The organism is Pseudanabaena sp. Chao 1811, from assembly GCF_027942295.1.
Lineage (GTDB): Bacteria > Cyanobacteriota > Cyanobacteriia > Pseudanabaenales > Pseudanabaenaceae > Pseudanabaena.
Genome location: NZ_CP101416.1, coordinates 4170254 through 4182708, shown reverse-complemented (window position 1 = coordinate 4182708; position 12455 = coordinate 4170254). Strand labels below are relative to the sequence as shown.

Genomic DNA, 12455 nt, shown 5'->3' with positions numbered 1-12455 from the left:
TTTTTTTGGATTAAATTTAAAGCTAATGTCACGTTAAGGTAATGTTCACCTGCATGTATGAGTAACATTAGTCCCGATAAAACGGTTTTAGTGATTGATGATGAAGATCTAATTCGTCAGATTGTGGCAATTTGTCTAGAAAATCTCAGCAATTGGAAACCCATTACTGCGACTTCAGGCAAAGATGGCTTAAACGCGATCGCAAAGAATAAACCCGACGCAATTTTGCTAGACGTAATGATGCCAGATATGGATGGCTTCACTTTTGTCAAAAAACTACAAGAAAATGCAGAATACAAGAATATTCCCGTGGTGTTATTAACATCCTGTACTAATCTGATCAGCCATCCAGACCTTGTGAACTTAGGATGCAGAGGCGTAATTAGCAAGCCATTTGAACTCAATACTCTAGTTCCACAAGTTGCGGACATATTAGGATGGTAAAAGCAGAGAATTGTTAAGCAGTTTTTCTCTTCAGATTGTCCTCATTTTTGATTGCTAGCTTTGGAAATAGGTGAAACTGACTCTCTTGAATAGGTAGATAGTCTTTTTTACTAATTATCCTTAAGAAATAATCTGTAACATGAAAATATTTGAGCAGTTTTACGAATGCCATGTGAGTGGTCAAGAGTCAGCAATCTGGCAGCTAAAATGTCATTTGCGTATTATTTATAAACCCTGTGGACATCAGATTGCGATCGTCTCTGTCCAAAACTGTGAAATTGGCTGGTTTATCCCTAATCAGATCGAACAATTAGCTACACATATAGTTCGAGTCTTTCAGCTTAACCCCGATCGCTTAACTTGGATTGAATGTGATCCCCACTATGCAAGCCGCCCAATCAGCACAGAATATAGTGAGGTTGCCTTTGAATGGCATCACGGGATCGCTACAAAGCCAAAATGGAAAGCGCTCTCTAATGAATCATTAACAGCGATTGTAAAAGAAAGACTATTTTGGCGTAGCAATTTCTTGCTTTCCTCCTTAGTAGAATCTTAGCTCAACCCAAATTCTTTCATTAACTATCATTCATTAGCCAGATATTCTCATGCCGAAAACATTTGTCAAATTAACATTACTCGTTGCTGTGGAAGAAATTGATACTTTTCTCAGCGATTATCCCAATTGCTTACAACCCGAATATTCATCGATGCCCGAATTTCAAGTTAAAATGTCGAACCACGAACTGCGGCAGCGATCGCTAGAACATATTACTCGCCACATTCCCCAGCGCTATCAAGTAATTGACTGTACAAAAGAAAGCCCAGAGAAGCCCAAAATACCCTATAGTTTTTCAGAGCAAGATCTACAAATCAAAGCCTTAATTCAAGATGGTATTTTTCAGATCCTGCCAGAAGCATAAAATTTGGACAATCGTATGAATAAACGGCTAAAAACACTTCCCAATGAACTTAATGAATTTCAATTTGAGGCGGTTAATCTCACTAATTGCGATCGCGAACCGATTCACATTCCGAGTTTGATTCAACCTCATGGATTATTGTTAGTGCTAACTGATCCAGATTTGCGGATTGCTCAGGTGAGCGGGAACTCCCTTGAAATTTTAGGAATTGCCTCTGAGGATTTACTTGATCGTCCTTTAGAAGAATTTATAGAGACAGAAATAATTACATCTATTTGGGAATGTCTTGAGCGCAGTTTTGAAAAAACTAATCCTATCTGTATTAATTTTTATGGATTAACAGATGCGTTATATCAATCTTTTAATGGAATTGTCCATCGTTCTCCTAGTAACGAAATCGTCTTAGAGTTAGAGCCGCTAGAAACAAAGCTAGAACATGATTTCTTTCAATTCTATCGCCAAGTTAAAAGTACCCTCACCAAAATGCAGATGGCGCAAGACTTGACAGAACTCTGTGATTTAGTAGTGCAAGAGGTGCAATCCTTAACAGGATTTGATCGGGTCATGATCTATCGCTTTAATGAGCAAGGTGACGGTACGGTTATTGCGGAAACGAAACAGCCCGATTTAGAACCCTTTTTAGGACTACATTATCCCGATTCAGATATCCCCAAACAGGCAAAACATCTCTATACCCTCAACTGGTTGCGACTCATTCCCAATGTCAATTATCAACCGACGGGTTTAGTCAGCTCTGAGCAATTTCTCAGATCACAACCCCTTGATATGAGCTATTGCAACTTGCGATCGGTCTCACCAATGCACATTGAGTATTTGCAAAATATGGGGGTTGCAGCTTCCATGTCCGTTTCTCTCATTCAAAACCAAAAGCTCTGGGGACTGATTGCTTGTCATCATGGTGTACCCAAATTTGTCCCCTATGAAATTCGGACGATTTGTGAGTTTTTGGGGCAATTAATGTCTACAGAGCTAGCAAATAAAGAATCCAACATAAATCTTGACTACAAACTCCAGCTCAAAAAAATCCAAGGTCAATTTCTCGAACGTCTGGCAAAAGCAACGGAATTTGTGGATGAGATTGCTGCCGATCGCGAATCTTTGTTGAATTTAACTAGCGCTCAAGGTGCGGTGATTTGCGATGGCGATCGCCTGATCTTGATCGGAGAAACACCAAGTGAGCAAGATCTGCAATCTCTGATGACTTGGCTACAAGATCAATTTGAGCAAGCTCAATCTGATCTAGATCTATTTGTGACTGATGCTTTGTCTAGCCTCTATCCTGAAGCAAAGGAATATCAAGCGATCGCGAGTGGCTTGATTGCTATGGCGATTTCTAAAACACAGCACCGCTACATCCTCTGGTTCCGTCCTGAGCAATTGCAAACTGTGACATGGGCAGGACAGATCGATAAAAATGAACGGGTTGCTGAGGATGGTAGTATTCTCCTCTTTCCCCGTCAGTCCTTTGAGGCTTGGAAACAGATTGTCTGCGGCAAGTCTAACCCTTGGTTATCCTGTGAGATCGAAGGTGTATTGGAATTGCAACAGGCGATCGTTAATATCGTTCTGAAGCAAACTAGCGAAATTGCCATCATTAACTCCGAACTAAAACGCAGTAATAGCGAACTTGATGCCTTTGCTTATATAGCTTCCCATGATTTAAAAGAACCTTTACGCGGTATTCATAACTACGCCACTTTTCTATTAGAAGACTATGGTGAAATTCTCAAGGAAGATGGTGCAGACAAATTACATACCTTGGTGCGTCTGACCAAACGGATGGAATCTTTGATCGACTCCCTCTTAAAGTTCTCGCGTCTAGGTCGGCAAGAGCTACAAATGGAGCAAATTGATCTCAATCAGTTACTGCACAATGTAACAGAAATATTTGCGATGAATCCTCAATGGGTAAACTGCGAAATCCGCGTGCCGCGATCGCTCCCGACCATCTGGGGCGATCGGTTATTAATTGAAGAAGTTTTTATTAATCTAATTGCCAATGCCTTTAAATACAACGAGTCTCCTGAAAAATGGGTGGAAATTGACTGGCTGATGGATCGAAATCAGAGTAACAACCATTTTGTCAGTATCTCTGTGCGCGATAATGGCATTGGTATTCGAGAAAAACATTTAGAAACTGTGTTTCAAATCTTCAAACGCTTGAATTCCCCCAATAAATATGGTGGAGGCACAGGCGCGGGACTAACCATTGTCAGAAAAATTGTCGAACGGCATGGTGGTAGCATTCAAGCAAAGTCTCATCCAGACCAAGGAACCACATTTTCATTCTCTTTACCTACATCTAATCCAAATAAGTAAGGTTAATGAATAAGAGCTTAAATTCACCTTGGGAGGATCTTTCCCATCCCGTCATTCTGATTGTTGAAGATAGCGATGAGGACTTTTATATGTTTATGCGAGCTATTCAGAATATGGATGAAATCGACCGATCTCCTTATCGTTTTTTACGATTTCACGATGGGGATGAGACTTTAGACTACCTATTTCGCGCAGGAGCATATCAAGAGCTAAATGCACCTTTGCCCGTTGCGATTTTGCTTGATCTAAATCTCCCCGGAACCGATGGTCGGGAAGTTATTCAACAGGTAAAGCAATCTCCAAATCTCAAAACGATCCCAATTATTGTTTTGACAACATCAAATAGTCATCGCGATATTCAAACCTGCTACGAATACGGCGCAAATTGTTATGTGATCAAGCCAATGGGTGTTGCGTTAATGCAGCAGGCTATCCAAAACATTTTTAAATACTGGTTCCAAATAGTGGTGTTGCCCAGTTACGAACAATTCACAGCTAAAAATCTATGACATCGCCAACCTTAGATGTAGCTATCACTATTTTGATCGTCGATGATTCTGAAGAAGATCGCGTTACTTACATGCGCTATCTGCAATCAGACCTATCCCGTTCCTACAATTTTCTAGAAGCAGCCACCTTAGAAGAAGGCTTAATTTTTTGGCGATCGCATCAACCTGACATTGTTCTTGTGGATTATTCTCTACCTGATGGAGAGGGCTTAGAGTTACTCGAGGCAATGGGCGAAGGTGTGCTTGTGCCAAAACTTGAAGCGATCGTTTTAACTGGACATCGTGGCAATGAACAGCTTATTCTCCAGACGATGCGGTTAGGAGCCGCCGATTATTTATCGAAAAGTGAAGTAACCGCCCTATCGCTATGTAATCGAGTTGGGCGAGTGGTCGATCATCTGCTCCTCAGCCGCAAATTGCAACGATTGCAAAATCAAGAAATTGTTATAGCTAAAATTGCCCTGCATATTCGCCAATATTTTGATTTAGAAGAAATATCTAATGCGATCGTGCAAGAAATCCGCGCATTTTTAAAAGCCGATCGCACGGTGATTTATCGGTTCAATTCTGATATGAGTGGTGTAATTATCGCTGAGTCGGTTTTTCCCCCTTGGGAAACCTGTATCCATAGACAACTCAGCGATGAATACTTTCCTGAAAATATGGGAGGTGAATATCGCGAAGGCAGAGTTTTTATTGCTCCTGACATATACACAGCCAATCTCAGTGAATGCCATCTGCACATGCTAGAGCAGTTCCCCACAAGGGCAAGTTTGATCGTACCGATTCTCCACCCTAATAATCTAGATCACCCTCTATGGGGTCTGCTATGCACCTATCAGTGTTTTGAGCCACATTTTTGGGATGAATTAGATATTCGCTTACTGCAACAGCTATCTGTACAATTGGCGATCGCTCTACAACAAGCGGAACTCTATCGCAGTCTCCAGATCAGCAATACAGACTTAGAAAATCGGGTTAATGAACGCACTGCCGAACTTTTTAAACGTCAACAGGAATCAACTGCCCTTGTCGAAAATTCACCCAATTTGATTCTGCGCCTTGATCGTCAATTGCGACACCTCTATATCAATTCAGCCATAGAGAAAATATTAGGCATTCCTCCCGCCGCATTTATTGGCAAAACATTTCGCGAAATGGGATTGCCTGAGAGAAGTATTTTGGTCGCCGAGGATGCGATTAGAACCTTAGTGACAACAGGGATTTCCCAACAGTATGAGATTGAGTTTCCCTTGTCAGATAACCGAGGAACCGCACATTACCAAGTTAGCGTCATCCCTGAATATGATGCTGATGGCGAAATCTCAACAATTCTCATGGTTTTTGCAGATATTACATCCAATAAGCTCAGTGAATTTGCGCTTCAAGAAGCCAATCGACGCTGGCAATCTTTATTAGACAATGTACGCTTAATTGTGATTGGATTGGACAATGAATGGAAAGTGGAATATGCTAATCCATTCTTTCTCGAATCTATGGGTTATGAATTAGCAGAAGTAATCGGCAAGGACTGGCTCTCTTGTTTTGTACCCCAGTCTGAACAAGAAAACATAAGGCGAGATTTTGGAGGATTCTTAAACAACCCCGACAAATTCCTTAAGTATTATCAAAATGCGATTGTAACGAAGTCAGGTCAAGAAAGAGTGGTGTCTTGGAACAACACAATCCTCCGCAAGCAGAACAATGAAGTTATTGGGACAATGAGTATTGGGGAAGATATTACAGATAAGTTAAAGGTTGAACGGCTCAAAAGTGAGTTTATTTCCATTGCTAGTCATGAACTCCGAACTCCCCTGTCGTCGATTCGGGGGGCTTTAGGATTGCTGGCCTCAGGGGTATTAGCCAATCAACCTGAAGTCGCTCAGAATATGCTCAATATTGCCTCCTCTGATACCGAGAGGCTAGTCAGACTGGTGAATGACATTCTCGATTTAGAGCGTTTAGAATCCAATAATGTCACTCTCAATCGCCAATGGTCTGATACGGCTGAGATCTGTCAACAGGTTATAGAAACGATGGAGGCGATCGCTGCTAAAAGTCAAATTGAAATAATTAGTAATGTTCCTTCCCAACAAATTTTTGCCGATCGCGATCGCCTCGTCCAAACGCTAGTTAATTTACTGAGTAATGCAGTTAAGTTTTCTATGCCGCATAGTCAAGTTCATCTAGAAGTTGAAGCAATCACTGATGAGATTATTTTTCGTGTCAGAGATCATGGGCGGGGAATTCCTGAAAGCAATCTAGAAAGTATCTTTGAACGCTTCAATCAAGTCGATGCCTCTGACTCTCGCCAAATGGGAGGTACAGGTTTGGGCTTGGCGATTTGTCGAAGCATTGTGCAACAACATGGAGGCAAAATTTGGGCTGAGAGTGTTTTAAATCAAGGCAGTACCGTTTCATTTACGATTCCCCATCGTATTTAGAGATTAAGTTTAGAGATTAAGTTTAGAGATTAAGTTTAGAAATTATGTTTAGAGATTACCTTTATGAACAAATCGATATTACTAATTGATGACGAAGTCAATCTGGCTCAAGTCGTTGCTGTTTGTCTAGAAAGCTTTAAAGGCTGGAAAGTAACGGTAGCTAATTCTGGCAAAGAGGGGCTGAGACTATTAGAAACCATCAAGCCTGATGCAATTCTCCTTGATGTGATGATGCCTGAGATGGATGGCATTAGTGTTTACCAAAACCTACAAAATAATTCAGAGACTCAAAATATTCCTGTGATTTTCCTAACGGCTAAGGTACAAGTCAGCGATCGCGAAAGGTTTGCTCAGCTAGGCATAGTTGGCACAATTGCGAAGCCCTTTGAACCACTCAAAATTGCCGATCAAATTGCCGAGCTTTTAGATTGGTAAGTGTTCTCAATTCCTCAGATTATCCTCATTTTTATTTTTTACTATAGGTTCATAGTTCTAAATCTATATACAGAAGATATATTGCGCTTCTAAGCCAAATGGAAAATACATCCAGCAAAACAATTGTACTGATCGATGATGAAGAATATATTTGCCAAATTGTGAAAACTTGTGTTGAAGTATTCAGCAATTGGAAAATAATAACTGCTAGATCGGCTAAAGAGGGATTAGCAGCGATCGCCATAACTCATCCTGATGCGATTTTATTAGATATGCTAATGCCAAATATGGATGGGTTTGCAGTCCTGAAACGATTAAAAGCTAGTACTAAATCGGTAGATATCCCCATAGTTTTACTGACAGCCCGTGCTGACCTAGCCGAGGCTCATAAAATTGCGGAACTAGGAGTACAAGGTGTAATCGTTAAGCCTTTTCATCCCACACAGATTACTTCTGAACTCTCTCAAATTCTTAATTGGTAAGTTATTGGTGTTGTGTGACTGGATCTTATAGTTGTCACTATCTAACATGTCGGCTGAAAAATTGGCGAATGATGCTAGATTTAACGTTAGTTCGACGAAGGCGGAAAATGGCATTATTGAACTCATGTTAGATTTAGCTAAGCACAGGCTAACATCCAAATCCCTATGTTTCTTCGTAACTTTAGAGCATGTTTGAGAAGTATCCTGTTTAGCATAAATTTCTGCTTTTACCCCCCTCAGTCCCCCCTTGAAATGGGGGAAGTCTAAGTTCTCCCCCTTCCAAGGGGGAGTTAGAGGGGGTTTTAGAGATTTGGTGCGTCAAGTATGTTAATGCCCTTTGTAAGGGGGAGTTAGAGGTGGTAAAAACTTCTCAAACATACTCTTAACGATCGCAGTTTTTTTAGCCCATACTGAAATAGATAGACATTGATTTAAAAATAATGAAACCGTCTCAAAACCCTTGTCCAGATCCACCGTCCTATCAAGTTCATTTTGCCGTGATTACCGTTAGCGATACGCGCACACCAGAAAACGACAAAAGCGGTAACTTTATCAAACAATCAATGATCAATGCAGGACATCTACTGGACTACTACGCCATTGTCAAAGATGAACCTGATGAGATTCGTGAACAGATGCACCATTTGTCCGCGATCGCTGATCTTGACGCAATCATTCTCAATGGTGGGACGGGGATTGCGCCAAGAGATACAACCTACGATGCGATCGCCGCGTTGCTCGAAAAAACCTTGCCCGGCTTTGGTGAGATGTTTCGTTATCTAAGTTGGCAAGAGGTTGGCTCTAGGGCGATTGCCTCGCGATCGGAGGCAGGGATTTATCGAGGGAAATTAGTGTTTTCACTCCCCGGCTCAAGTAATGCTGTGAAGTTAGCGATCGAGCAGCTAATTTTGCCAGAAATTATTCATCTAGTGCGTCAATTAAAGGGTTTACATTAATCAAAAGCCCAAGAGAGTTGCGCCGCAACTCTCTAAGCAACTATTTAAGAATTATCTAAATCCGCCCAACTCCCCTTAAAAAGGCATTAACATACTTGACGCACCAAATCTCTAAAACCCCCTCTAACTCCCCCTTGGAAGGGGGAGAACTTAGACTTCCCCCCTTGAAAGGGGGGACTGAGGGGGGTAAAAATCTGCGCAGTGTGTCAAGTATATTAACGCCCTTAAAAAGAGGGGCTGGGCGGATCCCTTGAAACTTTTTGCTTAGATACTGATGTTACGTTGAAGTTTTCCAAAGCCCTCACCCCTAGCCCCTCTCCCGTAGGAGAGGGGAACAAGAAAATAATATGGGTTTTGCTCCCCTTCTCCTGCGGGAGAAGGGGTTGGGGGATGAGGGGCGCTCTTCGTTCCGTGTAACATCACTTAGATACAAAATCATCCAATTTGAGAATCTTGCCTGCTTCCGTTAAGGGGATGCGCGTATTGACGGCAAAACGATAGAAATGATTGAAACGCGATCGCTCTACATTATTAGGTAAACTTGATTCCCTAAATCTGGTAAATATCTTTTGAAACTCAGGATAAACATCCCCTGTAAAGACATCGCGAGTGGGCACAGGGCAGCGTTGACAGGGATTTGTACCAAGAAACTGAACATCGCCAATCTGAAAGGGAACTGTTTCCCCCGACTTAGCAAATAATTGATCTTCCCAAAATGTTTCTGTATCAGCAATTTCCAAATTAGTACGGAAGCGGCGACGTATTTGCTCTAGATCAATGCTGGGTTGCTGATACCAACTTTGCACAGTCTTGAGAGATGCCTCTGAGACAACCGTAGCACCCCATGCGTCAGGGTCATCAGGAAATCCATTCATCGTATTTTGCCGTAAATCTATGGCTTGTCCCAAAAATTCGCTGAGCCAATTAGTTAAAGCTTCTCTTTGTTGATCTAAATGGAATGTAAATACTGCATTCTGGTTTTGAATCTGTAGAGAAACTTGGCGATCGCCTAAATTGTAGCTAGCTCGGATGAGATGGATTTTGGGATTGTGCTTACCATTGACGAATTTCCCCTGCCGATCAAACATGGCAAACTCGCGATCGCCTTTTAACGCTCCGCCAGCAGAAATCTCTACTTCATTTAAAGCGATCGGATCGAGAGACTTGATGGGAAAAATCAAAATCCTACTCAGCCTTGCCATAAAAATTCTTATAATCCAATGGTAGTTTGATAAAAGTTTAACGAAACCTTAACTATCTGAGAAAGAGCAAATATAATGTGACTAATTTAACAAAATCTTTTACTCTCGGAACCCAAATGATTAGACCGACTCTTATAGATAGTCTAGCGCAGGATTTTAATAGCAATACAAATGCCTCTGTTCCTTCGCTCGCAAATATTTGGGCGAAAAAATATATTCAAAATTTACAAGGGGACTCTACCAAACAAGAGATTCAGTCTAATAATTTGGCAGAAATTCTATCACCAGAAAGGCGAACTTCAACGGCAGCCAATCTATTGCAATCCTTACGTTTTTCTAGCGCTCAGGCTTGGGCAAAAACGGAGAATCTCCTAATTGGACAATTAAAATCTCACGGCATCTCTCCAGACCTAATCGACCCTTGGCAGATTGCCACTGACTCACGGATTTTGTTAGATCAAGCGCTCAAAGTTTATACAGCAAATGCTGAACATCGCTTGGTGGAGATAGATTGGTTGGTCGATGGACAAAATTTAAAAATGGAAACCTATACCCAATTACCAACAATTGGGCAACTGTCAGTAGCGATCGCGCCTACGGTTGGACAAATTCGCCAAAAATATACATCCGAAGACCCTCGGATTCTTGGGTTTGTGAGTATGCAGTTTCATTACAGTGGACAAATACTGATGAACTCGCTGCCCCCTTTAGAGCAATTGGTGGTGAACTCCTACTTCAAAGTGATTGACGATCATCTTTATATGCCATTGCAGAGAGCCTACGAAGCCGCCGCAAATTTGGACTATAACGATATTGCCTTGGAATCAGTGCGCCAACTACTACCCCTCACCAGCGAGATTGCTCGTCAAGTTTCTCAAAAAACCCTAATTATGTATTCTGACTATCGGTGCTATAGCGGGGAGTTAAGTTCACCACAGGTGCGGATCTCTAGTTTGCGTGATATTGAAATGTTTCAAGTTTATCTCTGTCTATGCGTACTGGAAAAAAATGTAGCCGCAATCCAGCAAGAACTTTTCCCCCTTTGCATTATGCTTTATCCTCCCTTAAAAGTGAGTTGGGAACTGGTGCGTACCTTGCTAAGGTTACTTAATCAGGAAATTCACAGTTGTCTCGATGAGCAGCATGTCAAGGTATTTGACCCCTATCTTATTGCTTTAGGCGAAATGTTTGGTGATGATGTGCTGCCTGAAGCCTGATAATAGTAGAGCTGAAGATATCTTTTTTGTGGGTAAAAGTTTTTGCTTTTCACTCACAAAGCAGCAAGCGCTATATCGTAAGCACAGAACAGCTAAGAACAGAAAAAATCAAGCATGACCTTTATTTGTACGATTAGCCAAGCGATCGCCATTACATCGGCAACAGTAGCTAATATTGATGAAAATGCACAAACCAACACAGAGGTAAGGGGCGTTGTTTCCGATAGTCGCAAGCTCAAAGCTGGTGAGTTATTTGTGGCATTAACTGGCGAAAATTTTGATGGTCATGGTTTTGTGGCAGCAGCGATCGCCCAAGGGGCAGTGGCTGCGATCGTTAGTCAGGAGTGGGCAAATTCAGCAGCAGCACAGGGATTACCTGTACTCGCGGTAGGTAATACGCTTGCGGCTTATCAGGACTTGGCACGATGGTGGCGATCGCAGTTTTTGCGCCCCGTTGTATCGGTGACAGGCTCCGTCGGTAAAACGACAACTAAAGAAATAATTGCGAGTATGCTGGCTTGCTATGTCGCACCAAATAAGCAAGTCCATAAAAGCCAAGCCAATCATAATAATGATATTGGGGTTGCCCAAACGCTATTGGCGATCGTCCCAGAGCAGCATGATTTTGTGGTCGTAGAAATGGGGATGCGTGGTTTAGGGGAAATCGAGCGTCTCGCCAGAACGGCTTTACCAACGGTGAGTGTGATTACCAATGTTGGCACAGCGCATATTGGCAGATTAGGCTCCCGTGAGGCGATCGCCCAAGCTAAATGTGAACTGCTGGCGGAGACTCCCATTCATGGAACCGCAATTCTTAATGCTAGTAATCCCCTATTACTAGAAACCGCTAGCAAGGTTTGGCAAGGGAAAACGATTACTTACGGGCTTGGTGTTGGCGATGTCAATGGCGAACTGATCGACGATCAACTCCATGTTGAAGGTTTAACATGGGATCTGCCCTTACCTGGCCGTCACAATGCTTTGAATTTTTTGGCAGGCTTAGCAGTTCTCAAGGCTCTAAATCTCGATTGGCAACAGACCAGACAAGGAATTGGGAAACTTGATCTCCCCTTTGGTAGGGCGCAACTGTATCAATTACCCCAAGATGTCACTATTCTTGATGAAACCTACAATGCTTCCCCAGAGGGGATGTTGGCAGCTTTGCGGCAATTGTCCGATATGCCCGCTAAACGTCACTGGGCAGTTCTCGGCACAATGAAGGAATTAGGGGAGATGTCTACACAGCTACATCGTCAAATCGGTGAATCGATTAGTAAATTGGGCATCGAGGGGGCAATCATTTTAGCGGATGGGGAAGCCGATGCTATTCTCGCTGGTGCAAATGGCTCCCTCAAATATGCGATCTCCTGTCAGTCCTACGAGGAAATTACCCAAACCCTTTTGCAAAAAGTCGAAAGTGGCGATCGGATTCTCTTTAAAGCTTCGCGATCGGTCGGGATGGATCGCGTTGTCGAAGCTTTTCGCAAAACTTGGCAATAGCCATAA

Annotated in this window: 12 protein-coding genes; 11 read left to right on the top strand and 1 reads right to left on the bottom strand. The window is 42.2% G+C overall.

Annotation, left to right across the window (positions count from 1 at the left end):
• Positions 1 to 57 precede the first annotated feature (57 nt).
• The 9 genes from NMG48_RS19140 to NMG48_RS19100 all read left to right on the top strand — a co-directional run bounded on the left by NMG48_RS19140 (position 58) and on the right by NMG48_RS19100 (position 8530).
• Positions 58 to 444: a response regulator gene (locus NMG48_RS19140; protein WP_271253014.1), complete on the top strand. Its 387-nt coding sequence runs from the start codon at positions 58 to 60 to the stop codon at positions 442 to 444.
• Positions 445 to 583: 139 nt separating this feature from the next.
• A complete protein-coding gene (locus NMG48_RS19135) occupies positions 584 to 1000 on the top strand; it encodes a hypothetical protein (protein ID WP_271253013.1) in 417 nt (138 codons plus the stop codon).
• A gap of 49 nt (positions 1001 to 1049) precedes the next feature.
• Positions 1050 to 1364 (top strand): hypothetical protein, encoded by a 315-nt coding sequence (locus tag NMG48_RS19130; protein ID WP_271253012.1) that lies wholly within the window; start codon positions 1050 to 1052, stop codon positions 1362 to 1364.
• A 15-nt stretch (positions 1365 to 1379) separates the two neighbouring features.
• Positions 1380 to 3704: an ATP-binding protein gene (locus NMG48_RS19125; protein WP_271253011.1), complete on the top strand. Its 2325-nt coding sequence runs from the start codon at positions 1380 to 1382 to the stop codon at positions 3702 to 3704.
• A 5-nt stretch (positions 3705 to 3709) separates the two neighbouring features.
• Positions 3710 to 4213: a response regulator gene (locus NMG48_RS19120; protein ID WP_271253010.1), complete on the top strand. Its 504-nt coding sequence runs from the start codon at positions 3710 to 3712 to the stop codon at positions 4211 to 4213.
• Positions 4210 to 6657, top strand: coding sequence for an ATP-binding protein (locus NMG48_RS19115; RefSeq protein WP_271253009.1), 2448 nt, complete (start codon positions 4210 to 4212; stop codon positions 6655 to 6657). Before NMG48_RS19120 ends, NMG48_RS19115 begins: the two co-directional genes overlap by 4 nt.
• Before the next feature lie 63 nt (positions 6658 to 6720).
• On the top strand, positions 6721 to 7092 hold the full coding sequence (locus NMG48_RS19110; protein ID WP_271253008.1) for a response regulator: 372 nt from the start codon (positions 6721 to 6723) through the stop codon (positions 7090 to 7092).
• Positions 7093 to 7190: 98 nt separating this feature from the next.
• A complete protein-coding gene (locus tag NMG48_RS19105) occupies positions 7191 to 7574 on the top strand; it encodes a response regulator (protein WP_271253007.1) in 384 nt (127 codons plus the stop codon).
• A gap of 440 nt (positions 7575 to 8014) precedes the next feature.
• Entirely contained in the window at positions 8015 to 8530 is a 516-nt protein-coding gene (locus tag NMG48_RS19100) for a MogA/MoaB family molybdenum cofactor biosynthesis protein (protein ID WP_271253006.1), read from the top strand.
• Positions 8531 to 8949: 419 nt separating this feature from the next.
• On the opposite strand, the gene NMG48_RS19095 is transcribed toward NMG48_RS19100, so the two are convergent.
• Positions 8950 to 9732 carry an MOSC domain-containing protein gene (locus NMG48_RS19095; protein WP_271253005.1) on the bottom strand — a complete coding sequence of 261 codons (783 nt, stop codon included), beginning with the start codon at positions 9730 to 9732 and terminating at the stop codon, positions 8950 to 8952.
• A 116-nt stretch (positions 9733 to 9848) separates the two neighbouring features.
• Here NMG48_RS19095 and NMG48_RS19090 point away from each other — a divergent pair, with 116 nt between their 5' ends.
• Together NMG48_RS19090 and NMG48_RS19085 are read left to right on the top strand one after the other, a co-directional pair.
• Entirely contained in the window at positions 9849 to 10949 is a 1101-nt protein-coding gene (locus NMG48_RS19090; protein WP_271253004.1) for a hypothetical protein, read from the top strand.
• Between the two features lie 114 nt (positions 10950 to 11063).
• Positions 11064 to 12449 carry a UDP-N-acetylmuramoyl-tripeptide--D-alanyl-D-alanine ligase gene (locus NMG48_RS19085; RefSeq protein WP_271253003.1) on the top strand — a complete coding sequence of 462 codons (1386 nt, stop codon included), beginning with the start codon at positions 11064 to 11066 and terminating at the stop codon, positions 12447 to 12449.
• Positions 12450 to 12455: the final 6 nt, after the last annotated feature.